The organism is Paenibacillus radicis (ex Xue et al. 2023) (genome assembly GCF_024722015.1).
GTDB lineage: Bacteria > Bacillota > Bacilli > Paenibacillales > NBRC-103111 > Paenibacillus_S.
In genome coordinates this window covers 35,633-60,280 of the sequence record NZ_JANQBD010000027.1, presented here as the reverse complement: position 1 = coordinate 60,280, position 24,648 = coordinate 35,633, and the positions used below count along the sequence as shown (strand labels likewise).

Sequence of the window (24,648 nt, the reverse complement as noted above, 5' to 3'; positions counted from 1 at the left end):
CCCTCTAATTCATGTAGTGTTCTCCTTAGATAACCTCAGATAATGGTTTGGATACACCGTACGGTATGCATTTATTTTCTCTCTTGTTAAGAAAAAGAGTATTAGCGGGGACATTTCCCTTAACAACGCTCCCAGCTGCAATCACGGCATTATCCCCTATAGTGGTATCCTTCAGAACAACTACATTGGAACCAATCCAAACATTCTCCCCAATTATGACCTCACCCATTATCAGGTGGCCATCTGCCGTATTTTTATAATTATGATCATGATCATTTATACACACGTTAGGAGCAATTTTGGTATTTCTGCCAATCCATACTTTATTCACACAATTAATGTTGCAGTTATCATTGATAAAAACCTTTTCTTCAATCGTGAGCTCCCCGTTAAAATCTACCCGGATGCTTGCATTTTTTCTTATAAAAACAAATTTCCCTATGTAGACTCTGGATTTCTTGTTAAAAATCTCAATTCTGCTATGGGCCTGAAGAGAGAATAAGGAGGATCGAATATTTTTGAAATACAGCAGCTTGAATAAGCAGCCTCTGACGAAGCCTATTACATGAGAGATATTCATAATTAAGGTTAAATAAACACCCCTTGTACGACATTCAGCCGCAAGTACCGACATTATTTTTTTCAATAGGTGTACCATGTTCATTCTCCTTAAAAAGCGGCATCTATATGTACTTCCTCAGTCTTGCAATATTGTCGCCACCAATAATTTTGGCTAATGCCAGCTTGACTCGACTTTTCAATCTCGCTTTAGGCGGCAGCCAGCTTTTGTGAAAATGGTGCATAGCATAAGTGTCCGCAGTTATAAACTTTCTGCAGTTGATATAATCATAGGGAGAAAAGTAAGTTTGAGGATAAAATGCTGCTAAACCCTCTAATTCTTGATATTCTCCATTAGCTTTAACGCCTATGTCTTGAAGGATTCGGGTTATGATAGCCACATTCGTTAAGTCATCCTGTGTGCCATCATCCTTGATAAAAGCTTTTTGCTCATATGAATCTAAAAATGTCTTTATCAGTTGATTCCCTTTAGCCGCGCCTATCGTGCTTGTAGCCACATAATTCTCTTGCTCAAACCCCCAGAACGAATCATGATGCAATAAATCATCGAAGGGTTTGAATACCTCAACATCTGTATCCAGGTAAATTCCGCCAAAATGATATAAGGCATATACTCTTACGTAATCACTGACAAATGCAAATTTCCTTGCTTCGTAAGCCTCTCTTACGTATGTAATAGAACTAATATCAAAGTTATCCTCATTCCACTCGATGATTTCATAGTTCGATAAATTTTGCTTCCAGCTATCCATACATCGTTTTACTATGTCAGGTTTTTCTTTCCCGCCAAACCAACAATAATGAAGAATTTTGTCGATTTTATCCTTACTCGCGTCCATAATAATTTCTCCTTCAGGAAGATTCTTGCTTTCTGTTTCCGTTCTCAATGCAATCGACGCATTGTAATGCAACAGGAATATCTTTTTTATAGAAACCGGTTTTCATTATTCCGACAGCCAGCTTTTCATCAACCAACTTTTGGCATTTCATGCAATAAACCATTATCATGCCTAACATCACCACCTCATGATATACGTACAGCCCCTCATCAATTCCTGACAGCTATCACCTTTTTTAGCATTGCAGGTACTCCGGCTACCATAACATTATCGGGTACATTGCGAACGACAACCGCTCCTGCTGCAACAATAACATGACTGCCAATTCTAATATCATTAGCAATAGTCGAACCAACACATACCCAGCTGCATCGACCAATGTTTACTGTGCCGCTGACACGTGCTCCAGGAGAAACATGAATCCCATCCTCCAGAGTACAATCATGATCTATGCTTGCACACGTATTGATAATACAGCCTCTGCCTATAGTAGCATCTGTATTAATTACGGCCCCCGCCATTACGGCAGTGCCTTCACCTATGGAACTAAACTTGCTTACTATGCTTAACGGATGAATTAATGCAGGAATAATAAATCCGGAAATTCCGATCAGTTGCAGCCACATTAATCTTGTATGATTATGACCTATGGCTACAAAGGCATTATTGTAATCCTTGATATAAGAATCCAAATCTGTAAGCTTGCCAATCACAGGGAAACCCATGACTTCCTTGAGCTCGACCCTGTCATCCAGAAAAGCTATCCTCTCCCATTTCCCCATCAACACAGCAATTTCGGCAATAACCTTACCAAGTCCCCCAGCGCCAAGTATTAATAATCCCGACATCCTTTAACCACCTATTCTCAAATGTTACTGTTTGATTAAAGTTCTTAACTACAGGGTCTTTATCAAAAATCACATAGTTAAAAACTTTAAAGCAGGGCATCTAACCCTCCCTCACACCACACTACCGACGACTGGCGTCTAAGGTTTATTTCAACCCACAGCATGATCGAGTGCCTCCATCGATAATGGTTAGGAGACATCACCAAAATATAATAAACTCCATTGCATGTCGTTCTATATATAGAACGATGACGCAAAAATTTTTTCCACTGAACTATATTTCGCTGCTTACAATCTTATATTAGTTCTTTATAGAGAACGTGTCAATACAATATTTCCCATCATTATCTTAAAGAAATGACTTTTGAATCCCTCATTTGATTTCCCAGTAAGCTTGAAAATAATCCTTCCTTTTCCTTCGCCAGTTGGTTAAACGCACCCTTTTGAATAATTTTCCCTTGATCCAATACAATTACCTGATCCGCATTGCGAACAGTAGATAACCGGTGGGCTATCACGATAATGGTCATCGTTCCTCTAAGCTTATCCAGTGCACCCTGAATTTTTGTTTCATTCTCCGTATCAAGCGCACTTGTTGCTTCATCTAACACCAGAATGGCTGGTTTTCTTAATATGGCCCGAGCTAGAACAAGCCTCTGCCGTTCTCCTCCAGAAAGTCTTATTCCTCTATCGCCAATTAGAGTATCCATGCCGAATGGAAGTCTGCCTACAAACTCAGCCGCTGCTGCAAATTCCAACGCTTCCCACATTTGTGCTTCAGTTGCATCAGGCTCAATGATTTGCATGTTTTCTTTGATACTTCCATTAAATAAGAAGGGATCCTGTGGAATATAGCTAATGGATCTTCTTAACGATAATAAATTATCCCGGTTCAGAGGTGCTCCATCTATTAAAACCATTCCGCTTTCTGGCTTCAATAACCCCATTATGATATCAATTAAAGTGCTTTTACCTGCACCCGAACGGCCTACGATAGCTGTCATGCAATTGGCCGGGATCTGTAAACTAATATCTTGGAGAGAGTAAGTGGCTACACTGGGATTATACCGAAAATGCACTTTACTGCATTCTAGCCCATGCTTAATTTGAATCGGCTTAACCTTATTGTTGCTGTGGTTTATATTCTCCAACTCCCTTGCACCATTACACTCCTTCTGTAAACTGATCAAAGCATTAAAGGCAGCGCTGCAAGAAGCGATCTCCTCCAAATTAGACTGTATGCTCGTAAATCTCGGCCATAGCCGGGAAAAGATGAGAATAATCAGTATCAGTTGTTCTAATTGGGAGTGAAACATAGTCACAGAAAAGAAAATAAAGCCGGCAACGATGATAGCCATGGAAATCTTATAAAAAAGCTGACTATTGGATTTCAATTTAAAATTTTCTATTCTTTCTTGTTCAATCTGGCGGCACCATGAAAGCAACCACTGATAGCGGGATTCTTCCAGCATATTACTTTTTATATCTTTAATTCCGTTAAAGTGTTCCGTAATTCCCGCAAGGTAGCTTTGCGATAGCTCGGATGTTTGATTCCCCAAAATATTGGATTTTTTAATGTATTTTCTGGAAAAGAGGGCAAGCAATAAACCACAGCCTAATACAAAAAGGGTTAAACTTGAAGAAAGCCAGAAAGCAATACCTATCTGGATGAATGTAAAAATCAGCGAAGCAATGAATTGCAGCAGCATACGCAGCCCGCCACCAACACGCCCTAGCTCTGTTGTTAAAGAATTAATAAGATCGGATTTTCTCTTTTTGATAAAAAAATCCCAATTGGCCTGCAGCAATGAGCGATATGTTTCTAATCTTAAGTGGTTAAGAAAACCGGTATGGATCTTAACCTCTCGAATAGTAAGATTTCGCTGCAGCAGTGTCTGGCTTACAGCCAATAAGGTATATAATCCTAAAACAAGAGGTAGCCCCCATGCCTTAGGGATGGTTTGCAGGAAGTCGAAAAGCCCCCAAATTGGATTGGCTCCAGCAGTTACATTTAGAAAGCCGCTCATACTAAGCAGAGGAAATAATAAAAAGATTCCTATACCCTCAAGTAAGCTGATGATAACCATACCTAAGAGATTTATATAAAGAATGGTTCCTGCATAACGGTGTAATTTCTTTGTAAGATATAAGATATGCTTCATTTCCTTGAATCCTCCTAAAAGTTACGCTTTAGCGGAACTTTGCATCGCAAGCATTAACTGAACTTTCCTTAAGAAAGTTGACTTCGTAAGCCTTCTCTATGGTAATGCGTACTTCCTCGTCTTCCTCCAAGCCCATAGAATGGGACGCAGCGGAAAATACAAGAAATGAAATGCTTTGGGCAGCGGCAACGTTTGGGCATCCTCAGGATAAGGATAAAAAAAACTCATAACAAATAATATTTTGTTTTGAAAAGACATCAGGGAAAATAGATGGCGCTTGTGATAATCGGATACATGCTGCGGTACAGGAATCGTATGTAGATTGATCATTTCCTTCAAATAAAATATAGCATCCTGAGCCAGCCTCATGGAATTACTCGCTGCTAGCAGTGGCTTCATTTCTGTGATAATTGGAGTATTCAGAAGCTGAGATGCTAGTATAATCGTTTGACCTCCTACATGCAGGCATTTATATTGCTGCATTAGGCAATTGATCTTTCCCCAATCAAGCTTCTGTTTCGCAATGCGATCCATATCGGCTAACCAACGAAGACGTGACCATCCGTGCCGCGCTCCATGAGAAGCAAGGTAAAAAAATAAATCCTCTTTACCCAAGAAATAGACGGGGAAGCTCGTTAGCGGGCTCAGCCTTCTCCTCTCCCACAATTCATGAAAGCTCGGCTCCTTCGCAGGCCCTGGATTTAATCTCCAATGTATTTCAACGGTTACACCTTTGACTGGATGAATAAAGGTGATATGATGATGCCTCCATCTCCAGTCATTCAAGATTGTAGAGAATTCCACAAGCTTGTCATATCCTAGCTTTAAGAGTAGTGCTTCGGCGTTATCCAAATCATCTATTGGAATCAGAATGTCCAGATCTCTCGATGTTCGAAGAGATACATCCCCATAAAGATCTTGAGAAAGAATGGGGCCCTTCAGAACCATTGATTGAATCTTATGTTCAGTAAATAGCTTGGATAGCTGTTCCATTTCCCCGCTTAGATGGAGCATCTGAAACGTACTTTTTTGATAGTCCATACGTAAGGCTTCGACAACACTAGAGGGGATCCAGCTCTTATCTGCCCCTTTTAACGCCGTATAAACGATAGGATGCACTCGATGATGCCTGGCTAATTGTAGAAATTGGCCCCAATCTATATCTTCAAACAGCCTTTTATTGTTAAGAAGCACTTCTTCGTCATTTTCCATTTTCATAAGAAACAGCAACAGCTTTAACTCTTTGGTGAGAACCGTCAAGTTGAGATTATAATTGTTAACCATCGTATTCTCCTTGATCTACTTATTAATTGCCTATCCTTCTGGCAAATGTACCCACAACTGTAAACCTCTCCATTCCTTCTACCCCTGTAACTATAAAGGAGCCACTGCGGAGCCATGCATGAGCAATCATTTTCCCTGACTCCTCTTTGGCCGTCCCTAGGTAAAGCGTGCTTTCTATCCCACGCCGCTGCAGCATTCTCATGCCTGCAAAAGCTCTAACTAAACATTTGCTGTCCCAAAAAGTATGATTGCTTATTGTATGAATCGCATAATGGACATTTTTGAGAGCATCCTTGTTCTTATCATTCGTTGCTTGGGGTGTTTCCTCCAAATGTGAGCCTAATGAAGGTGCAATCTTCTTGAATGGCTGATACACAAGATATCGCGCCCAGCCCAAATAAATAAATGCCTCAATAAATAGAAGCATTGTTCGCCAATCCAGCGAGAAAAATTTTCTTAGTTTTATCGCTAATCTCATTTCTTTCACCACTCTTCAACCTTCAGGAGACTACCGGTTGACCTCATCTCCCAATTGGATTAAATTCTCTCTTCGTACAGTCTCTAAGAAAGAAATAACTTGCCCCTCACATGTAGCTTGGTCTACATCATACTCGGCTACCAAAGTTGAGACGAGTTGAGTGACTGAAATAGGCTCCTTCATGAGATCCCATATAACTCCGCCCATTTCACCTAAGTTGTAATATTTTCCGTTTTGAACACTGAGCATCACTTTTTCTCCACCCATATTACTTACAATATTCCCACTGCCTTGTACAATGAGATCATCAAGCGAAATGCCTTGGTTTTTGATCATGATATATGCCTCCATCTAAGGTATCTTGAATGATAGCTGCTAATTGAGGAGCCGAAAAGCCAGATGCCGGTCGACTTAATTGGTATATTTCGATGTGATTAATAATAGTCGCGGAGATATTAAAATGCCATTCCATTAAACCCAACCCTGGAACAAGGAAATTACGATACGTATGATAGAAGAGAGTCTGAAAACGTTCGAGCTTGTCGATCTGACGGATACCGATCTTGGAATTCTCCGTCTTTACCAGCTCATAAATACCTGCAAGCGGTAAAGGCTCCATACAGTACTTAGAGGTTACCGGAACACAATATTTGCTTTCCCTGCCATATATAGATCGATATTGACTTGTTTCCATACCGAAATTACTTAAGCTTTCCTGCCATAGCTTTTGCTGAGGATAGGCTGGAGTAACATAAGGAATCTGGTCTGGTGAGAAGGAGATAGCTATTACATCATCAGTTAAAAGCTGAAAGCCTTGATTTAAGAATGTGGCTGCAAGTGTTGATTTGCCAGCACCTGATTCACCGGTTATGGCATATGCCTTCCCATCAATCGCGACAGCACTTCCATGTAAAGGCAATATCCTTCTTTGCATCAATAAAGCACCCATACATGTCCCCAGAAGATAGAGACGAACGATTTCTTCATCATAACCGGCCTTAGGTGTCACGATAATTTTATTACCGCCATGAATGGAAAACAGAGCAATGTCAGGCACTTCAAACATGACCAGGTTTTCTCTAATTACAAACCTGCTAGATGGTGAGCATAACTCCTGCCAAAGCCTAGATACATCATTAACTTCTATATTAAGATCTGTTGCAGCTTCATTACTCCCTGGCTGAAGAGGTAATTCCGGCAAAGATATCTCACTGCGCAAAGTTAGTCCAAAGGCTTTGTACACCACATTATTCATAGTATCCTGCAATGATCTCACTCCAAATAATTAACAAGTTTTTTAAAATAAAGCCCTTATACAAAATCATTTTGTATAAGGGCGACGGGCCATACGAATCTCATTTAAAACTAAGAGCCATGATGAGTGTTTGTTTGACCTTCTTCACCCAGAGCCTCATTATAGCCCTCATCGTATTTACCGATGTGTGCACTTGCCATGGTCTGATCAACATTAAGTACATCCAACACTGGAGCTTGCCATTTTTTCTTTTCATTCATTAACATATTATCACCTCCCCTCAAGTAACTTTTTTAAGAAACCTGTACAGAATTAAACAATACATCGATATTTGATAACCCGAATCGAACGAATATTCATGCTGTGGGCCTGACTTAAGCTTGTTAATGGCTTCCCTGAGAACCGGCATGTTAACTAGTTCTGCAACGATTGGATCTGTGCTAATTTGTTCAAGCTCTTCTACAAAAGCATTCCATTCGGGTGTCATCCGGTGAACGCAATCTGCTCCTTGTACCCCTCGTACACCTTGATTTAACCGAACTTTATCCGGCAGCCAATCTTTAGTCGATCTTCTGACTAACGCCCGATCCAAACCATTCTGTACATATTGATCTTCCGGTACTGACAAGCAAAAGCGGATCACTCGTATATCATTGGTTGGATCACGTTTCCATAAAGAATAACGCAACGATAATTTGGTACCCAATGTGCCTGTAGCATTCCACGGGTATATTTCTTCAAAATGTCTTTGTCTTGCTCTATAAATATTGTTATCAAAAGGTGCACCTGTTGCATGAATTCCGTGCTCTTTAAGCCTATTTAAGACACCTGTTCTTTTGGCCAACTCAGAATTTATTAACATAGGAAGATGATACTGCTCCTCAGATGAGAACGTTGTACTAATGTTTGGGAATGCAAGTTTGCCAATGACTGGCAGCATTCTCAGCCTGTTCCCTCCCCTATGCTTACTATATTGATTCAATTCCTGGTAAAGGCGAATCCACTTCAGCTTCTTTAACAGAACAGCGTAATAATTCAACGCGGACCCCCAAGAAATACTTAAGTTCCCTCTACCACCGTTTAGTAACACACCAACATCCTGTTCCTTAGCCTTTTCGAAAATACCCTTGATCCAATTAGAGTTTGCAAAAAACTTATAAGGCATTTCCATCGTTTCAAGCCAATCCGTGATTTCTGACAGAGGACTTGTTCCTGCAAAGTCCTCATAATGGTCGGTTATATTCCCGACATATTGCACTGTTGATTCTATATAAGGCCTTTCGTTAGCTACTAAGTACTTAGGCGTCCAATCTATGAAATCTTTGGCCGGTACGTAACTGAACGAATGCAATCGTTTATTCTCATTTTGCAGAGCTCTTGCTGCGAAGCTCACAACAGCGCCTGAATCTAATCCGCCGCTTAGGTGTGCCCCAACGTTCCGGTGAGTTCGCAGCCTTGCTGCTACTGCACTTTGAAATACATCACGAAATGCTTCTTCATACTCATGATTCGATTTCAGCTGTAAAGGCTCCCCCACTTTCAATATCACATATCTCGAAAGCTTCACTCTTCCCCCACTTACTGTGATGCTATGAGAAGGAGGTACTTGTTGTATATGGGTAAATACCGTTATAGAAGTATCCACTGCTTCATTCATGCCAGGCACTGCCAGAAATTCCGCGAGCCAATGTTCATTAAGCTTTTTTTCGATGCCCGGTAAAGTAAACAAGGGTTGTATTAAGGTAGAGAAAGCAAATCGCTCATTATTCCAGTAATAATAAAGTGTTCGGCTTCCTGAAAAGTCTCTTGCTCCAAACAGTTGACTCTTGCCTTCATCCCAAATCATAAATGCAAACTCGCCTACTAAATATTTAGGAGCATCTTCTCCCCACTTACGATAAGCAAGCAAAATCAATTCACTGTCAGACATCTTTCTTCTCTTTGCATACTCTACTTGCAGTAATCCAAATAGCTCATCTCGGTTATCGATTATCGCATCAGCAGTGATCGCAAGACGCCTATCAGAATCATAATAAGGCAATCGTTCATCAAGCGATTCCGGCGTAATGCACTGTGCGTGGCAGCCAAGAAAGATATTATCCTTATACCAGGTATGCACATAATCAGCTGGGTATTTGTGAAAGGCCTTCATTAAATCGATACCTTGGTCTATCGGTATGGGGGCATGATTGAAATGATGTATCCCGGTTATTGCACTCATCGGATCCTCCCAAGTTTACACTCAACCGTTCTTATCAGAGAACGATTCATTAAAAATAAAAAGCACTTCAACGTAATTTTATGTTTTCGGAAGGAGATTTTGCTTATGAAACCGTGATTTTAAAGTTAACAACTTGTTCTTTATTGAGAACATTTTCAGAATACCATTTAACTTTTATACTGTCAACCATTCGTTCAACTATTTTTAAAAGCTAAGGTCGAAACAGCCCGTTCCGACCTTTTTCCCTATTGCTTCAAGGTTTTTACCAGCCTTTTGGCTTCGCCAAACGGAGTCTCGATCGTTTCATAAATGCGAGCGGTAAGCGGAAATTCAAACTGCTCCGTGCGCAGACTATTAAAGTTAACGGTTTGCCATCCACTAACAAGACGGCCGGTACTCGTGAAAGGAAGAGACTCCGAGCTCAATATTCTATCAAGAGAATCGACAAGCTCTATTTTCATTTTAGAAAAATTTTGATCCACAACGATATTATCTTGACGTTCAACTTCTAGCTCGAGCCTCAGCTTGTAGGAATAAGTTAAGTTCCCCGGTATAATTTGTGATCCGATGGTCCAATCTTTAAGATTCACATTGAAGGGATAGAAAACAAGCTTCGAATCCGAATCATTATTTTGAATTTTTGTACGAAAAGAAGCAATAGGAATGTTGAAAGGAGCAGCCTTTTGCCCATCCATAATTCTCATTCCCAGTCTTTCGCCTTTTTCAGAATTCGGTACGTTAAAGGAGTAGCTGATTATATAGCTTAAATTCGGTATCAAAGTTTGTGCAGCCGCATTTTGTCGGCTGCCGACATAGCTGAACCCGTCAGCGCTCATCAGCTCCGCCTGGAAATTAGGGACAGGAAGCGGACTTTCACCGCTGTTGTTCAGTTTAAATTTGGCAATGACTGTTTTATAGCCATCCCCTTCGCTTTGATGCATGTGCAGCTCAACAAGAGAAACGCTTACCTCAGGTTGAATTAGACTATTTAATGGGTCAAAGCGGATAGGCATATTCGTATCATAGGCTTCCAATTGATCAATCCAGCCTAATGCAATGCCGTTATTGGGCAGTTGGATATTCAAACGGCCAATTGTGTAATTGATCTTGGTTTGATTGCTCCCCACAAACTCCTCTGGAGTAAGAACGTTTAGGCTTTTCAAATCAATTTTGTTTTCTGTCGGAATGGCAAAATGAATATTTTTCTTTTCCCCTGGCTCAAGGGCAAGCGGCTCCACATCTATTCTCTTCCCCTTGTATACCTTCGAATCCGTCTTTCCGTCCAGGCTAAAATCAGGTACGGTTTCCTTCATTTTACCCTTGTTTTCAGCAAGCAGAACTACAAGGGATACAGGTCCCTGAGTCGTATTTTGTTTAATTAGATTAACTGGGGTAAATACCAAAGAGGATGATAGCATATCCACTGTAAAGGGCTCTTCCCACTTTTTAATAACTTCAGGATCAGTAAATACCGAGCTCGCGCCACGCCATTCATTAACGGATACAGGAATGGATAACATTAATTTCTCAATCTGAGGGTACTCGAATTCATCCAGATCGACCCAAGAAAGCTCAGAGAGCGAAAAGACATCACTGCGTTCCACTGTGATCATGTAGCTTAACTCCACTTTTTCCTTAGGTTGAATAGCTACTGCGTTCGCTGCGCTTGGACGTAAAATGTACTCCACGCCATTATCCGTTTTCACTCTTACTTCATATTCAGGGACTCTAACCACTTTTGACCCATAATTATACAGACGTACGACTGCCCCAACTCTTGTTCCAGCTGAAACACGTTCATTAAGAATGCTTTTGACATCCACCCTGATATCATCCGTCAATTGGTACATTAAGGGTGTTGTTGATTTCGAAGACTCACCTTGCGCTATAGCAGTAAAAGGAGCAGCCGCTGCCAGCAATAAGATTGAAATAATAAGTAAAGCCATATACTTTTTAAAGTTATTTTTCACGTGGCGTTCCTCCATTGTTATTTTTGCCCTTCTGAAGGAGCCGATTGTACTTTATCTTTATCTTTCAATTGATTTTGACCCGATATTATGAGTTGCTCTCCTTCTTTGATGCCGGATAGCACTTCCTGCAGCGGTTCGTTTATCCGGCCAAGCTGTACATTGCGCTTCTCAACAGTATCTCTGGCGAGTACAAATACAAAGTTGTCCTCCCCCTCTTTAACAACACTCTGGGTTGGGATTACAACAACCATTTGTTCTTGTTCCTCGGTAAGCTGAACGCGTAATTTCATACCTGGTTTTAAGCCGGCATCCTTATTCGGTACCTCCAAATTTAATTCATATGCTTTGGTTTGCGGGTCAATAACAGGTGCCAGATAGCTTATTTCACCTTTATTTTTTTTGGATATTCCCGGTAAATAATAAGTTAATTCTTTTTTGCCACGCACATATTTGGTTGCATCCTCATTAAGCTGAGCTTTAATCTTTATCGGATCGAGCTTCTGAATTAACCCTATGCTTGAGCCGGTTGGCACCGTCATGCCAACATCTAACGGCATCTCAGTCAATGCGCCGCTTACCGGAGCCTTTACTTCCAAGTATTCCAACGCCTGTTCCGCCTGCTGAAGCTCTAATTGAGCTTCTTTAAGCTCTACTTCGGAAATTGGCGCTGGGTCGATCGTCACTGCCGTTTTTTGCTTTTGTTTGAGCAGATCCAAATCCATCTGGTTGTTTTTCAGCAGTGTTTGCGCTTGATTGACTTGCGCTTTAGTAGCCAGACCTTTATCGTAATCATTTTTCATTTTATTAAGGTTTCTCTTTTGGTCTTCAAGTCCTTGCTCCATTTTTAAAATGGAGTTGTAAAGTTCAAGCTTATTATTCTCTTGGGATTTTCTTGACTGCTCCTGCTCTTTCTTTGCTCTAACGATCGAATCCTGCAAATTTTTGACCAGCATAGTTGCTTTTTCTTTACGCAAATTGGCATCGGAAGACTTTAAACGAAGGATGACGTCCCCTGCTTGCACTAACTCACCGCGCTTCCTCACAATTTCTTCCACGTCCCCACCTGTCTTGGCATTAACCACAACTTGAACGGAGGATAACACCTCCGCACTTAACTCTACGGGGTCCCCGATTCTTTGCTTGGAAACTACGGCTGTCTTAACCGATTTTATTAATGGTCCTTGGGCACTTGTCTGATCTTGCGGGGCCAAAGTGCGTCCAGGCGTCAACACCTCCATAGCCGTACAACCAGCAATCATTACAAAGCTGAGCGCCATTACGCCAACCTTCATCACATTGCGTTGAACGATACGCGGCTTCAATCTTTTTTTCTTCATAAGGAATACCCTCTTTCATCAGGTAAGCATTTTATCAACTTTTAGACTAATATAGATAGGCTGCCGCATCTTTGCTGTTTAATTTGTTCAACACAACTCCGAGCAAATTTGCTTTCACATGTATAAGATCATCTTTCAATTTTTTGGCAACATCACGCTTGACCTTCCCGTATTCAACAACCAGCAGCACACCGTCACTAATTGCGGCCATAACTTTAGCATCAGTCAGAGTTAGAGCAGGGGAAGTATCGAATAAAACAATATCGTAGTTCTCCTTTAGTTCAGCGAGAAGCGTGTGCATTCGCGGTGATGCAAGCAATTCGGAAGGATTAGGGGGAATGTGTCCGGATAAGATGAGTGATAAATTCTCAATCGGAGTCTCCCTTATAATTTCATGGATATCGATCTGATTAGCCAGGAAGTTCGTAAGTCCTCTGCTATTATCGCTGTTAAACGCATGATGGAGAGCCGGCTTTCGCAAATCGGCATCTACCAGCATTACCTTTTTCCCAGCCTGCGCATAAGCTACCGCTAAATTAATAGCTGTCGACGTCTTTCCTTCCCCCGGATTGGCCGAAGTGATGGTAATCGTTTTTACTACACGGTCAAATGCCGAAAATTCGATATTAATCCTTAACGTTCTATAAGCTTCAAAAATTGGGGATTCAGGATTGATTTGCATAATATCGCTTTTAGTTGTTGGTCGTAACATAAGGTGTATCACCTACCTGTTTTGGAGTTCTTTTTCTTTTGGCTGACTTAAACTCTTTTGGCTTGACTTTGGACACTACCGCTAGCGTAGGCAATTCGAAAATTTGACGGATATCCTCTTTATTCTTAAGCGTATCATCCATGGCATCCAACAACAGAGCAACACCAATTCCAATTACTAAAGCTACCACGAAGCTAATCATTATGTATTGATTGGATTGCTTGTTCACAGGCCTGGGGTTATTTTGCATTTTGGCCTCATTTAGGATAGCAATGTTGTTTACTTTCATAATCTTGGGAATCTCTGTCTTAAAAACCTCAGAAACGGCATTGACAACCTTTGCCGCTTTTTCATAAGAGGAATATCGAGCAACAATAGTCATCAGCTGCGTACCATTTATTGCGTTAACATCCACAATGGAAATGAGCTGCTCCGCCGACATATTCAACTCCGGATACCGCTGCACCACTTTATCCATAATTGCAGGTGTTTTAATAATCTCCTTGTAAGTGTCAATCAAGGCAATGTTAATCCCGATCGCTCCAAAATCAATTTGCTCCTTACCTACTTGATCCATCTCCAAGGTCTGATTCACAATCAATTTCGTTGACGCTTGATAAATCGGTTGATAGCTATTAGTGCTGTATATGGCTACTGTGATAGTTGTGATAAGTACGAACAATATAATAAGCCACAGTCGTTTCATAATAACCTTCAAGTACTCTCTAAGATCAATATCCATTATTTTCCTCCATCAAAAAGTTATAGGTTGTAAAAGGTTTGTGCGCCACTGGCCGGAATTAGTAAATTCGGGTGTTAGATACGTTCTGTAACATGGACACACCCTAAATTTATGATACTTTTTGTATCGTGTCAATATTTTTATTTTAAATTGTCGATATAACCATTACTCCGTCAAATATGTGATGAATTTAACATTTATTATTCAAAATATGGTTGACATGTTCTTTATAGTGAACGATAATGTATTTATAGTCAACTTTATGCGTTATTAAAGTCCTTTTAAACATCCGGATAGGTTCCTGAGTTACTTGAACTAAATAAAAAAAGACTTACCCGCAGCAGCAGATAAATCTTCTCTTATTTTAAATTTGTCATTTCGATACATTTCGGATCATGATTACTATTTTTCAACATTGTTATTGCTAATATCTGATTCCCGTATTTTGAGCTTGGCATTGACTAAAACATTATCTTCGATGGTATACGCTGGAGCTCCGATCCCTGAATAAATAGTTGAGATGCCTTCTGATGGGACATTGGTTGTAATGGTATTGCTTTTAATAATGGCTTCTTGTACGGCTGATTTGTCTGCTCTTGTCCAATAGTCCCCTATCATTATTAAATAATCAGAAGCATTCTCCAGCTTATTAGACGTTACTGTATTATTTTCAAACTGGATCCTCTTGGCGTTTACAGCTTTTAATGCAAACCGTTTCTCCACCATATCGAAGGTAGAATTACTCACGAGCACATCTGCATTTTCATTAGAGACGAGCAGCCCTTCTTTTACTTTGAAGGAACAATCGTTAAATATATAGGAGCCTGCATCATCTAAAGTTGTAACGCCAGTTCCACCTGATGAAGCTTCGATTTCACAATGATTATAGGTTCCTGGAGGCAAGTTCAAGCTGTCTGTTCCATACACCTTCAAATTATCGATGATGCTGCCTTCCGGCACATTCCCTGAGATACCACCTCCATACATGGTGATATTGCTTAAATGTACAGGGTTGACCCATAAGGACATATCCGACTCGCTGTTATTGTTATACATAGTAATATTCGATGCCGTTATCCCGAATGGTACTGTGCTGCTTATAATAAACCTGGAATCGGTAAAGGTCATTCCATCAAAGCTTAAATTCGGCCCCTCCAAATGGGTAAACGAATTGTTCATTTGATTGCCTTCAAACTTTACGTCATGATAAGCATAAATACTCGATCCATCAAAATGATTATCCTTGATCAACGCTCCCTTAAACGGAGGAGATACTGCCAAACCAATCTTATTTTTAGAACCTAAATAGTTCCCTTCCACGGTTGCATCCTGTCCATCATATAAAATAACATCGTAGACGGCATTATTATAAAAATGATTGTTTTTAATAAAAATATGGCTGTTTAAAAATCCATTTTCACCATATCCCGCTTCAACATCTATTCCTGCTTGAGGTGCCGTGCCTTTGATGTCATGCAGCTCATTATTGGAAATTGTAATATTATCTCCACCAGAGATCGTAATTCCTTGTCTGCGATTGAAAGCAAATTCGGAGTTCATTACAACAGCATTTCTCGTAACAGCCCTCTGCCAAAATTCGATGTACGCTCCAGGACTTGCTGATTGGTTAAAGACGGTATAAAAATAGCTGGCGCCATCAGGAATCTGCATGATTTGGCGAACCTTTTGATCTTTTAAACGGGTCATAAAGGTACCATCTTCTTTGTAAAAATAAATATCAAACGTATTGGAAAGCTTTTGATTATTTGAGAATTCAAATTCACGTTCTGTTTTAAATATCGGATGTTTAAAATCCAGCGCACTTTTCAATCGAATTTTGGTAGAATCCGCTATAAACTCTCCCTTGTCATCTATTGAGCCTGACATAAAGCTATTTTCATACAGATCCTGAACCATCGTTCCATGCCCCCCAACGTATAAGCCATCGCCTATAAATTGTTCAGCCTTCACTCCATCAATAGTAAGATTTTTGGCTCCTTCCGTTGAGATCCCCACTCCCCCTTCATGAGTTCCCCCACTGGAGTAGTCATGAGAATCCTTGTCTCCCCTGTATATGCCTCCTTTTAAAGTCACATTGTCGGCTCCATAGCCAACATGTAACGTATGATAGCCCGTGAATCCGTTAGATTCTTTTTGAATAATAGCATTGTTGTCCAATTCAAACGTCATATTAGGAACCATATTAATACGAGCGCTTGAATCCACATACAGTTTAGGATCTTGCTTCTTGATAAGATACGTGCCTGCCGGTACCTTGAACGTTGTTTTCCCATTTTCATGGGCCCACTTCAGAGCATCATTCAAGCCTTGTGTCGTTTCCACAGGATGGGTGCCATCGTTGTAAATGCCCCAATCCGCCGGTATCAAATTGTAGACTGAGCTAGTCTGGTCATTACTAACATTTTCAAGCACAGACAGAGAATGTACTCTTTCATAAGGTACAAACAACGGAGCCGCCAGCATGTATACTAATAGAAGCAAAAATATTCGTTTCATCACCATTCACCTTTCCTAATCGATTATTTTCTACCATCGCCTCTCTCATTGTACAACACAGTCTCAAAAAATTTTGTCACAATGTAGAACAGACTTTAGTAGAATTATCTCTAGCATTAGAAGCGAATGATACGATCAAACTTCCAGCTTGCTCCATACTTTTTCAATATATAACGTATTTTATCTTTATAGCCCCCCGCAAATTCCCTTGAGATGCAGACTTCGAAGGTCTCATCGTCAATAACATCATAATCATCAATTGTATAAAGGGTTAGCTCTGCTTTTCCTTTATTTTTCATTTCAATAATCTTAAACATCTCATCAGTTGTAAGCTCATTATCTATGCCATAGTGACTCGAAACGTACATATCCTTTATGAATTGCTCAGTCAGTAAGCTCTTAATTGTTGAAATACTGTTAAAGGCCCGCATATAGCTCTGGATGGTTTTAATAAGTCTGGGTTCAACTTTCATGTTCATTTTGTCTTTATTAAAAGAACTAACCAGCAGCATTCCCCGATTAATATTAACGGCCATTAGAATAAGTACAAGTGCAAAAGCTATTTCAAATAAAGTGCCTACAATCAGCAACGGTTCATTGGAGCCTGCATCCTGTCTTTGAATCCATTTGTTAACATTATTGAGGCCAAAAAAGGTAAGATACAGGAATGGAATCAAGTATTTAATGTTTCTGCTTATCCGTTCGTCATAACGTTTAATTAGCTTACTGATATTGCCAAATGTACTCCCGAGTCCCCATATATTAATCAAGGGCATCATCCGTATGACGGCCCCCCATGGAGTGATTGGATAGAAACGGAAGCAGCTCCTTAATTAAGAAAATGACAATTTCCATATAATAAAGCAGCCTGGTCGTAATAGAAAAATATTGATCCAGTGAAGCCAGGTGCTTCTCATACCAATCAAAATTCACCATATAGAAGGATGTAAAAAGACCCGAAATAACGGATAATCCGAAGCTCACCCACAAAAACATAGAAAAAATGATTGCGGTCGAATTGGATTTTGTTGTAGGCAAACCGAAATACCTCCTGCTTTATCGTAAAGATCTTAGAAATTGAACAGCTTCATCCAATGTAGCTACAGGCACGATTTGAATCTTCATGTTTCTTTCCTTTACCACCTGCAAAGCTTCCTCCACATTGCTTAATCCGTTTTCATCTGATTTCCAATCACTGCTTGGCACAAAGAAATATTGCATCTTTTTACGTTCCGCGGAGATCACTTTATAACGAATTCCCCCGACAGGTCCCACTTGCATCTTTTGGTTTATCGTACCTGTACCCGCAAGCTTGAACCGTCCATTTCGGGAAAAATCCTCTTTATTCCATTCCTCCGTTAATCCAATAGCTACCATCAAGCCGAAGGAATCGCCATAATACTTCTGAGATTTTTTAATGATTTCTTTCATTTTATCCATTGTCGCAATCTCTTGACCGTTTACGCCTGCTGCATTTTTGGATGCAACATTAACCGCACTCCGTATCGTATTATCCCTAAGGTCTGCTTCATAATCCAGCTCTTCCTCCTGCTCCTCGATCTCCGATCCATCAACAGGATGAAATTCAATATTGTTACTGTATGTCCACATAAGCGAATACTTTTCATATAAGTTTTTGGTATATCCGCTCCTGACAAATGCAAAGTACACATTCCCTTTTATGCCAAGCTTATTCACGTGTACAAGATCACCAGATGTAATAAAGTTATTGTATACAGGAAGCGTTAAAATGAAGGAGGACAAGAACGGGATTATTAATAGAAAAATACCAAGCACCCATTCTTTTTTTACTGTTACGACAGCTTTCATAGGTATATATATCCAATTAAGGTTTGTTTAAACTTCACACTGTTAATATATTCTAGGTATGTATTAAATCACCTGCCAGCTTTGTCTGGTGAAATAACAGGCGCGCTGAGCAGAAAACAACCCCACAAAGTGGGGTCTTGCTTCGAAGCTGATTCAAATACTTTGCGGGGAGCCCCGAACATATAATAACCCCACAAAGTGGGGCCTTGCTTCGAAGTTGATTCAGATACTTTGCGGGGAGCCCCTAACATATAAATTCTATGAATGCAAAAAAACCGCGTACCACGCGGTGCTAAAATGTATTGGAATCCCTTAGGAGTATTTCACATCAACTTCATAAAACTGCTCATCCTTACTTTGCTTTCGAATATGTAATTGCAAGGTTCCATCCTTATAAATCGCTTTGCAGCTGGCAGGAATAACGGGGTGAGGAAGCCGGATCAATTGAAGCTTATCATGGGCATTCGCTTCCAGCTTTACTTGATTGACAGCTACATAGGTTTTGATATTTCTAGCGTCTGTCAGGCTCGGAATATTAATTTTCATCAGGAGAGCATGTTCGGTCTCTGTAATTTCCGTATTATACTGAACTGTCCCCGCGGATTGGCTTAAGGGTGGAATGGATTGCTTCAATATATCATGCACGTATTGTTCAACCCATGTTGAACCATCGTTCTTTTCTTTGGATGGTTGGGGTAATCCCCCAAAGGAATCTTCGAATTTTTTCCAATCAAAAATAGAAAAAGGATTGTTGTTTTTATCCATACCGAATGATCTCCCTTTAACCATTAATGTAACCTTAAGGCTCATACCTTGTTTAAACGCTAGCCGTTGGCTGATCCACTAATGAACGCTCAAAAACATTGTTTACGCTAACTCCGTTTAACGTATTTACCAAATTCCCTGTATTCCCTCCGCCTTGCCCAGAAACTGTTTTGTTGCTGCTCGTTGGGGAAATGCTTAACGTATCCCCGAAATTCACCGTACCGCTATTGCTGTTTATATTTACAGACTGAACGATTGAAGGCAAATCAGCCCCCTCCCAACTGAAAACTCATATTCTAAGGCCTTTCTCTCAGTAAATGCCGGATATGCTTAATCCGTGACTCGGCATTCAATGTTTGGCTAGAACCGATATGGACAACGGATGAGGAGGACACCAGAAAAACAGATATTTTATGCACCACAATATTGGGCGATTCATTAATTCTTGTCATAGTCAAGTTTTCATTTATTTCAGGTGGCTCAAGAGGTATGGAGAAAATGGCGTAATCACTAAAATCAAATTCACTTTCAAGAAAAATAGCTCTCTCACGCTGTACAGCAATGACATAATTAAACGGGGCTATCGTCTCCGAGTCGCCAACTTCAAATACAGTAGCATCACCTAAAGTGTTTACACTAATAGTACCCACAGTCGATATCCGGTTGTTCAAAGCCTATACCTCCTTCGCCTCTAGACTTCGATCGATGAATTCTTCACACTACAAAAGGAACCGTAACACCAATAATGACCTTCTCAGGAGGTGTATCGAAGGCGCTTATCAAGGAGATCGAACAAATGTCACCTACCATAAATGTCGACGAAATGCTTATATATGAAATTTCTATATAATCCACTACGACCCCTCCGTTAATTACGGTGAACTCCATTTATTTTTCATTCCCCTTCCGCGGCAAATTTCTTATAAAAGCTTCGAATGTTTTTTCAATGTCCCGTTTGACCTCTTCAATGATCGACTCCTGTGTATTGTCCGTTGGTTCCGGATGCTTCTGTAAATAATAGCGGATCCGTTGATCGATTTGTTTTTTCACGTCTTCCACAATAAATTTGCGATAAGGCTCATCCAAAGGATACTCATATTGATGTTCAAAAGCTTCAAGGGCACTATATGCACCGCTGCTCAAATAATCTTGGACCTGCTCCTGAATGCCATGGAACATTTGGGGGTTGTGCTGCTCTGTAACCTTGGGAGTATTCAGTGACTGGCCAATAGAAAATTCCTCAATAGACGAATCCGACGCGTTTGGAGTTGGATTGAGACCTATGTTCAAAGTTCCCTCCAGCTTTTCTACCTTCAACAGATCAAACCGATATTCATTTCGGATTACAGGCGGCTGTGTGCTGTTTTTCTTTAACTCGCCTATTGTTGCATCCATTTCTTGAATTTTATTATTCATTTGTTGTATTTGTTGGTTAAGATACTGCAGACAATCATTCACTTGCTTCATATATCGCAACATATCCGGGCCCATATAGTGCATACCATTCAACCTTTCCCCGCAAAATCAACCATTTATTAAAATCTCGGCTCCGACAATGGGATAAAAGGAATGTTGGTTGCTCCCGCAGCCGGTGCGGCTTCTTTAAAGCCTCCCGTATTAAACAGCTGTGAAATAGGTCTAATAATACCCGCGCTGCCAATTTGAAGTACTGAAGAGTTCGAGATCCCTTCCACTTTAATGGTATGAATGTTAATGTTTTGGTGGATGAAAAAGTTCATTCTTTTTTATCCCCCTCTCGGATTCCTTGATCTTGCGGCACAACAAAATCTTGTTCAAAGGCTTCGGAATCGTACACATTGATAATACTAGGAGAATTGTTAACATTCAGCGTTTCACCAGAATTGAATGATCCTCCTCCTGCATATGTTTTAGTGTAGGTGGTTGGGGAAATAATGCCAACATCACCCACATTAAAAACACCGCTGACACTGATCACATTGATGGCACCTACAATTGCTGGCATACACGACATCCTTTATTAATAAAATGTCCTTATTGTATTTTATGACTGAAGTTTCTGTGTATTCATCGATTTATGAAAGGGAGTGCTGTTTAGAATGAAAATGACGGTAAACAACAAGTGTATTCATGTCGAAATTATCGATATTGGCGGGGTGGGTAGTTCTTCCGTAGTTTTAATCGGAGATGCTGAAGTCATCAGCAGCTTATCCTATTTTGATACACCACCCGATTCTTTAGTTTATAATCCTAGTATTCCTTTGAGCCCGGTGAATCCCTTGGTAAGAGACAAAAGCTGATCTGCCCTACATATAGTCCATAAACATTGTGTATCGCGGCGAGTTACTTAGTCCGAACGGCCAAGGTTTGATGCGCTAGCAAAAAAAAGCAGCGGCGTCTCGGGACATCAACATAAGTCCCGGGTTGCCGCTGCTTCACGTCTTTACACTAAGCTGTGTTTCCTAAACTTTCTAAAGGTCATGAATAATCACTTTAGCCAAGCCTGATATCATCCCCAAGTGAACTCCCTCATGAACAATAGCGAAATTGAACACTTCACCCGCAGACTTGAACTCCAACGGCCCCATTAGAAATGGACTTCGAAGCTCTTGATTAAGCACATCTGCCGGAACTTTTTCGATAGCATTAAATTGACGAGTCAACTGCTCCAGCAGTTCATCTTTTGAAGGAGGCGCAGCTGCCCAGTCTTCTGGTTTCGTTCCAGTCATAAATATTGAGGAATAAGTATCAGGTAATTCAAATTGATAGCCTTCGATATCGGTAAGAAACCAATTCATCATCGTAATCATATGCCCTATATTCCATCTTATGTTATTCGGAAATGCATCAGGTTGAATATCGTACCAATCCTCGGGGATTTGCTGTACGGATCCCAATACCAATTGACGAGCGCTTAATGCAGTTTGAATGATTGCTTGTGACATTGAACATTCCTCCTAATAGGATTGATCTGGTGCTTACAGGCCTATCCTAGCTCGAAAAGTACTGCCATAACCATACATTTCACTGCCATTTACTGCTGATTTGCCTATTATCCGAAAAAAAATGATCGATTTCCTACGAATGTAAGAAGAATCGATCACTTGAATGCTGCTTTATTCGCTTACCTTTTACATATTCTTTAAAAGAAAAAACTTGATTATACGCTCAAAAAATTTAATAATATGAAACAGGTCTTATTGACCTTTACTGTAAGATTAAGAATACAGCATTATTATACACCCGAGAAAGGTTGATATTGACATCATGGAGTTATCACAACGTATTATTAAGGAACAAACAACCAAAGAACCATTTCCCCTCTCTATACTTTCTCTTACTGTTGGCGCCTTTGCAATCGGCATGACTGAATTTGTCATTATGGGTCTTCTGCCTAATGTCGCAGAGGATCTGAATGTCAGCATCTCATCCGCAGGACAACTCATTACGATGTATGCACTTGGAGTTGCAATCGGTGCTCCCATACTAACGGTCCTAACCCACCGAATTCCGCAAAAGAAGCTATTATGTCTGCTTATGGTTTTATTTATTCTCGGTAACGGAATCTCTGTTGTTGCTCCAAGCTACGCTATTATGATGGGAGCCCGCGTGATAACCGCTTTGACTCATGGGACATTCTTTGGAGTTGGGGCTGTTATCGCCTCCAATCTTGTACGCCCGGATAAGCGTGCCGGAGCCGTCTCTATTATGATGGCCGGTCTAACCATTGCAAATATAATCGGTGTTCCTCTCGGGACATTTATTGGTCAACATATGGGGTGGCGATCCTCGTTTGGTGCAATTGCGATTATGGGAGTCATTGCATTGATCGGGATCCTTATCTTCATCCCGCAAATTCGCCAAGACAAGCCCGCGAGTATCGCTCGTCAGATTAGTGCACTAGTCAAGCCCAAGCTTCTACTATACCTCCTGGTCGGAGCACTGGGTAACGCCGGCCTATTCGCCGTATTCACTTATATTACGCCACTGCTTACGCAAATCACTGGTTTCGCCGAGCATAGCGTAACATGGATTCTAATATTATTCGGCTGTGGAGTGACCTTCGGCAACATCATCGGCGGGAAGCTTGCGGATTGGAAGCTGATGCCCTCTGTACTAGGGCTTTACTTTATGATATGTGTCATCCTTACCCTTTTCACCTTTACCATTTATAGTCCAACAGCTGCCGTAATAACTATTTTTCTGTGGGGAGCTGCTTCCTTTGCTGTGTTTCCAGGACTTCAAGTAAGAGTAATGAGCCTGGCACAGGCAGCGCCAGCACTTGCCTCTACCTCCAGTCATTCAGCCGGTAATCTAGGAAATGCAGCCGGTGCTTTCATTGGGGGATGGGTCATCACTCATCTGTCTATAGCCTCCCTCCCTTGGGTCGGTGCCGTGCTCGTAGGTTTGGCTCTGATTTTGGGAATCGCTTGTTATATCACAGAACGCAAATCTGCTGCAGCATAATCCATTACTTATTGCAATGAATACAGCCCCGGCTTCGTGGAGAAGTCGGGGCTGTTTGCGTTCGTTTTTTGCTGGCGAACGATGCTGTGGAATAGCAGATATCATTTCCGCTGAGGTTGATCTGGGTATAGGGCGCGAGTGTAGTTCTTATCCGTAAACCGGAACAGCCCTAAAAACATTTGGCCAATATTTGTTCGATTGCCTGAGGTACAAAGAAAAGTATCCGGATGACAAGGTAAAAAACGGAACACGAAAGATGAAACTTCAATCCGAATGTAAGTTTAATGACAGCGCAAACGACTTTAATCGAATTTATTCGAATCAAAGCCATTGCCTTCTCCCGAAAACCTGCATCTATGCAGCCTTTGGGCCGGTAAATCCGAAGCCTAATTGAATTCATGCAAATGTGCATTTATTTTTTCATTCTTATCTGTACCGGAGCGTTTTCCATGAAAATGGATGTACTTTTGCAGGTTTGTTCTCTCTACAGCAATTTCGGTAGAAAATAACTGTATGTTTGCAGGATTTTGTGGGAATGGTGGTGATCGAAGGAAGGTCAAGCACTGATTTTGAGGTTGCGCCTAATTACTATTGGAATTTTATATAAAGTTACATAAGCCTCGATTCGGCAGCTACATTTCATAAAAGAAAAAAATATGATAA

General features: G+C 40.7%; 28 protein-coding genes. 2 read left to right on the top strand and 26 right to left on the bottom strand.

All coding sequences use genetic code 11. From position 1 onward, the window contains the following. Nucleotides 1-25 precede the first annotated feature (25 nt). From NV381_RS29700 to NV381_RS29580, 25 genes are all read right to left on the bottom strand, one after another. Nucleotides 26-658: an acyltransferase gene (locus tag NV381_RS29700; RefSeq protein WP_258216934.1), complete on the bottom strand. Its 633-nt coding sequence runs from the start codon at nucleotides 656-658 to the stop codon at nucleotides 26-28. A 25-nt stretch (nucleotides 659-683) separates the two neighbouring features. Next, the gene (locus NV381_RS29695; protein ID WP_258216933.1) at nucleotides 684-1,418 is read right to left on the bottom strand and encodes a glycosyltransferase family 32 protein; all 735 of its coding nucleotides are present in this window, start codon (nucleotides 1,416-1,418) and stop codon (nucleotides 684-686) included. A 209-nt stretch (nucleotides 1,419-1,627) separates the two neighbouring features. Beyond that, nucleotides 1,628-2,266: a NeuD/PglB/VioB family sugar acetyltransferase gene (locus NV381_RS29690; protein WP_258216932.1), complete on the bottom strand. Its 639-nt coding sequence runs from the start codon at nucleotides 2,264-2,266 to the stop codon at nucleotides 1,628-1,630. Nucleotides 2,267-2,610: 344 nt separating this feature from the next. Next, nucleotides 2,611-4,428: an ABC transporter ATP-binding protein gene (locus NV381_RS29685; protein WP_258216931.1), complete on the bottom strand. Its 1,818-nt coding sequence runs from the start codon at nucleotides 4,426-4,428 to the stop codon at nucleotides 2,611-2,613. 96 nt (nucleotides 4,429-4,524) lie between these two features. Continuing rightward, complete coding sequence (locus tag NV381_RS29680) at nucleotides 4,525-5,712, bottom strand: nucleotidyltransferase family protein (RefSeq protein WP_258216930.1); 1,188 nt, start codon at nucleotides 5,710-5,712, stop codon at nucleotides 4,525-4,527. A 22-nt stretch (nucleotides 5,713-5,734) separates the two neighbouring features. Then, entirely contained in the window at nucleotides 5,735-6,190 is a 456-nt protein-coding gene (locus NV381_RS29675) for a lasso peptide biosynthesis B2 protein (RefSeq protein ID WP_258216929.1), read from the bottom strand. Between the two features lie 30 nt (nucleotides 6,191-6,220). Next, nucleotides 6,221-6,526 (bottom strand): lasso peptide biosynthesis PqqD family chaperone, encoded by a 306-nt coding sequence (locus tag NV381_RS29670; protein ID WP_258216928.1) that lies wholly within the window; start codon nucleotides 6,524-6,526, stop codon nucleotides 6,221-6,223. Beyond that, complete coding sequence (locus NV381_RS29665; protein ID WP_419182315.1) at nucleotides 6,498-7,457, bottom strand: HPr kinase/phosphorylase; 960 nt, start codon at nucleotides 7,455-7,457, stop codon at nucleotides 6,498-6,500. The genes NV381_RS29670 and NV381_RS29665 overlap by 29 nt, the downstream gene beginning before the upstream one ends. Nucleotides 7,458-7,555: 98 nt before the next feature. After that, nucleotides 7,556-7,711 carry a paeninodin family lasso peptide gene (locus tag NV381_RS29660; RefSeq protein WP_258216927.1) on the bottom strand — a complete coding sequence of 52 codons (156 nt, stop codon included), beginning with the start codon at nucleotides 7,709-7,711 and terminating at the stop codon, nucleotides 7,556-7,558. Nucleotides 7,712-7,725: 14 nt separating this feature from the next. Beyond that, nucleotides 7,726-9,666, bottom strand: a complete 1,941-nt coding sequence (locus NV381_RS29655) for a lasso peptide isopeptide bond-forming cyclase (protein WP_258216926.1) — start codon at nucleotides 9,664-9,666, stop codon at nucleotides 7,726-7,728. A gap of 245 nt (nucleotides 9,667-9,911) precedes the next feature. Beyond that, complete coding sequence (locus NV381_RS29650) at nucleotides 9,912-11,636, bottom strand: hypothetical protein (RefSeq protein ID WP_258216925.1); 1,725 nt, start codon at nucleotides 11,634-11,636, stop codon at nucleotides 9,912-9,914. A 17-nt stretch (nucleotides 11,637-11,653) separates the two neighbouring features. Next, nucleotides 11,654-12,973: an efflux RND transporter periplasmic adaptor subunit gene (locus tag NV381_RS29645; RefSeq protein ID WP_258216924.1), complete on the bottom strand. Its 1,320-nt coding sequence runs from the start codon at nucleotides 12,971-12,973 to the stop codon at nucleotides 11,654-11,656. Between the two features lie 46 nt (nucleotides 12,974-13,019). After that, nucleotides 13,020-13,685 (bottom strand): CpsD/CapB family tyrosine-protein kinase, encoded by a 666-nt coding sequence (locus NV381_RS29640; RefSeq protein WP_258216923.1) that lies wholly within the window; start codon nucleotides 13,683-13,685, stop codon nucleotides 13,020-13,022. Continuing rightward, nucleotides 13,666-14,427 (bottom strand): YveK family protein, encoded by a 762-nt coding sequence (locus NV381_RS29635; RefSeq protein ID WP_258216922.1) that lies wholly within the window; start codon nucleotides 14,425-14,427, stop codon nucleotides 13,666-13,668. The genes NV381_RS29640 and NV381_RS29635 overlap by 20 nt, the downstream gene beginning before the upstream one ends. 402 nt (nucleotides 14,428-14,829) lie before the next feature. Beyond that, nucleotides 14,830-16,944 (bottom strand): right-handed parallel beta-helix repeat-containing protein, encoded by a 2,115-nt coding sequence (locus NV381_RS29630; RefSeq protein WP_258216921.1) that lies wholly within the window; start codon nucleotides 16,942-16,944, stop codon nucleotides 14,830-14,832. Between the two features lie 116 nt (nucleotides 16,945-17,060). Beyond that, a complete protein-coding gene (locus tag NV381_RS29625) occupies nucleotides 17,061-17,723 on the bottom strand; it encodes a hypothetical protein (protein WP_258216920.1) in 663 nt (220 codons plus the stop codon). Beyond that, a complete protein-coding gene (locus tag NV381_RS29620; RefSeq protein ID WP_258216919.1) occupies nucleotides 17,707-17,982 on the bottom strand; it encodes a hypothetical protein in 276 nt (91 codons plus the stop codon). The genes NV381_RS29625 and NV381_RS29620 overlap by 17 nt, the downstream gene beginning before the upstream one ends. 18 nt (nucleotides 17,983-18,000) lie before the next feature. Beyond that, complete coding sequence (locus NV381_RS29615) at nucleotides 18,001-18,774, bottom strand: S16 family serine protease (protein WP_258216918.1); 774 nt, start codon at nucleotides 18,772-18,774, stop codon at nucleotides 18,001-18,003. Nucleotides 18,775-19,086: 312 nt separating this feature from the next. Then, nucleotides 19,087-19,539, bottom strand: a complete 453-nt coding sequence (locus NV381_RS29610) for an Hsp20/alpha crystallin family protein (RefSeq protein WP_258216917.1) — start codon at nucleotides 19,537-19,539, stop codon at nucleotides 19,087-19,089. A gap of 52 nt (nucleotides 19,540-19,591) precedes the next feature. Beyond that, complete coding sequence (locus NV381_RS29605) at nucleotides 19,592-19,804, bottom strand: spore germination protein (protein ID WP_258216916.1); 213 nt, start codon at nucleotides 19,802-19,804, stop codon at nucleotides 19,592-19,594. Nucleotides 19,805-19,835: 31 nt separating this feature from the next. Continuing rightward, complete coding sequence (locus NV381_RS29600; protein ID WP_258216915.1) at nucleotides 19,836-20,210, bottom strand: spore germination protein GerPE; 375 nt, start codon at nucleotides 20,208-20,210, stop codon at nucleotides 19,836-19,838. Between the two features lie 43 nt (nucleotides 20,211-20,253). Further along, nucleotides 20,254-20,427, bottom strand: a complete 174-nt coding sequence (locus NV381_RS29595; RefSeq protein ID WP_258216914.1) for a spore gernimation protein GerPD — start codon at nucleotides 20,425-20,427, stop codon at nucleotides 20,254-20,256. Then, nucleotides 20,428-21,006, bottom strand: a complete 579-nt coding sequence (gene gerPC, locus NV381_RS29590; protein ID WP_258216913.1) for a spore germination protein GerPC — start codon at nucleotides 21,004-21,006, stop codon at nucleotides 20,428-20,430. A 68-nt stretch (nucleotides 21,007-21,074) separates the two neighbouring features. Beyond that, on the bottom strand, nucleotides 21,075-21,278 hold the full coding sequence (locus NV381_RS29585) for a spore germination protein GerPB (protein ID WP_258216912.1): 204 nt from the start codon (nucleotides 21,276-21,278) through the stop codon (nucleotides 21,075-21,077). Further along, the gene (locus NV381_RS29580; protein ID WP_258216911.1) at nucleotides 21,275-21,523 is read right to left on the bottom strand and encodes a spore germination protein; all 249 of its coding nucleotides are present in this window, start codon (nucleotides 21,521-21,523) and stop codon (nucleotides 21,275-21,277) included. The genes NV381_RS29585 and NV381_RS29580 overlap by 4 nt, the downstream gene beginning before the upstream one ends. A 94-nt stretch (nucleotides 21,524-21,617) precedes the next feature. Between NV381_RS29580 and NV381_RS29575 the strand changes: the two genes are divergently transcribed. Next, nucleotides 21,618-21,818 carry a hypothetical protein gene (locus NV381_RS29575; protein WP_258216910.1) on the top strand — a complete coding sequence of 67 codons (201 nt, stop codon included), beginning with the start codon at nucleotides 21,618-21,620 and terminating at the stop codon, nucleotides 21,816-21,818. A 171-nt stretch (nucleotides 21,819-21,989) separates the two neighbouring features. Here NV381_RS29575 and NV381_RS29570 read toward each other — a convergent pair whose 3' ends face one another. Further along, entirely contained in the window at nucleotides 21,990-22,463 is a 474-nt protein-coding gene (locus NV381_RS29570; protein ID WP_258216909.1) for a DinB family protein, read from the bottom strand. Nucleotides 22,464-22,785: 322 nt separating this feature from the next. Between NV381_RS29570 and NV381_RS29565 the strand changes: the two genes are divergently transcribed. Then, the gene (locus tag NV381_RS29565; RefSeq protein ID WP_258216908.1) at nucleotides 22,786-23,985 is read left to right on the top strand and encodes an MFS transporter; all 1,200 of its coding nucleotides are present in this window, start codon (nucleotides 22,786-22,788) and stop codon (nucleotides 23,983-23,985) included. Nucleotides 23,986-24,648 lie beyond the last annotated feature (663 nt).

Bases quoted from the DNA above. Each gene is read 5' to 3' on its own strand.
- NV381_RS29700 (WP_258216934.1), bottom strand. From the start codon at position 658: ATGGTACACCTATTGAAAAAAATAATGTCGGTACTTGCGGCTGAATGT.
- NV381_RS29695 (WP_258216933.1), bottom strand. From the start codon at position 1,418: ATGGACGCGAGTAAGGATAAAATCGACAAAATTCTTCATTATTGTTGG.
- NV381_RS29690 (WP_258216932.1), bottom strand. From the start codon at position 2,266: ATGTCGGGATTATTAATACTTGGCGCTGGGGGACTTGGTAAGGTTATT.
- NV381_RS29685 (WP_258216931.1), bottom strand. From the start codon at position 4,428: ATGAAGCATATCTTATATCTTACAAAGAAATTACACCGTTATGCAGGA.
- NV381_RS29680 (WP_258216930.1), bottom strand. From the start codon at position 5,712: ATGGTTAACAATTATAATCTCAACTTGACGGTTCTCACCAAAGAGTTA.
- NV381_RS29675 (WP_258216929.1), bottom strand. From the start codon at position 6,190: ATGAGATTAGCGATAAAACTAAGAAAATTTTTCTCGCTGGATTGGCGA.
- NV381_RS29670 (WP_258216928.1), bottom strand. From the start codon at position 6,526: ATGATCAAAAACCAAGGCATTTCGCTTGATGATCTCATTGTACAAGGC.
- NV381_RS29660 (WP_258216927.1), bottom strand. From the start codon at position 7,711: ATGTTAATGAATGAAAAGAAAAAATGGCAAGCTCCAGTGTTGGATGTA.
- NV381_RS29655 (WP_258216926.1), bottom strand. From the start codon at position 9,666: ATGAGTGCAATAACCGGGATACATCATTTCAATCATGCCCCCATACCG.
- NV381_RS29645 (WP_258216924.1), bottom strand. From the start codon at position 12,973: ATGAAGAAAAAAAGATTGAAGCCGCGTATCGTTCAACGCAATGTGATG.
- NV381_RS29640 (WP_258216923.1), bottom strand. From the start codon at position 13,685: ATGTTACGACCAACAACTAAAAGCGATATTATGCAAATCAATCCTGAA.
- NV381_RS29635 (WP_258216922.1), bottom strand. From the start codon at position 14,427: ATGGATATTGATCTTAGAGAGTACTTGAAGGTTATTATGAAACGACTG.
- NV381_RS29630 (WP_258216921.1), bottom strand. From the start codon at position 16,944: ATGAAACGAATATTTTTGCTTCTATTAGTATACATGCTGGCGGCTCCG.
- NV381_RS29625 (WP_258216920.1), bottom strand. From the start codon at position 17,723: ATGATGCCCTTGATTAATATATGGGGACTCGGGAGTACATTTGGCAAT.
- NV381_RS29615 (WP_258216918.1), bottom strand. From the start codon at position 18,774: ATGAAAGCTGTCGTAACAGTAAAAAAAGAATGGGTGCTTGGTATTTTT.
- NV381_RS29610 (WP_258216917.1), bottom strand. From the start codon at position 19,539: ATGGATAAAAACAACAATCCTTTTTCTATTTTTGATTGGAAAAAATTC.
- NV381_RS29595 (WP_258216914.1), bottom strand. From the start codon at position 20,427: ATGGAGTTCACCGTAATTAACGGAGGGGTCGTAGTGGATTATATAGAA.
- gerPC (WP_258216913.1), bottom strand. From the start codon at position 21,006: ATGAAGCAAGTGAATGATTGTCTGCAGTATCTTAACCAACAAATACAA.
- NV381_RS29585 (WP_258216912.1), bottom strand. From the start codon at position 21,278: ATGAACTTTTTCATCCACCAAAACATTAACATTCATACCATTAAAGTG.
- NV381_RS29580 (WP_258216911.1), bottom strand. From the start codon at position 21,523: ATGCCAGCAATTGTAGGTGCCATCAATGTGATCAGTGTCAGCGGTGTT.
- NV381_RS29575 (WP_258216910.1), top strand. From the start codon at position 21,618: ATGAAAATGACGGTAAACAACAAGTGTATTCATGTCGAAATTATCGAT.
- NV381_RS29570 (WP_258216909.1), bottom strand. From the start codon at position 22,463: ATGTCACAAGCAATCATTCAAACTGCATTAAGCGCTCGTCAATTGGTA.
- NV381_RS29565 (WP_258216908.1), top strand. From the start codon at position 22,786: ATGGAGTTATCACAACGTATTATTAAGGAACAAACAACCAAAGAACCA.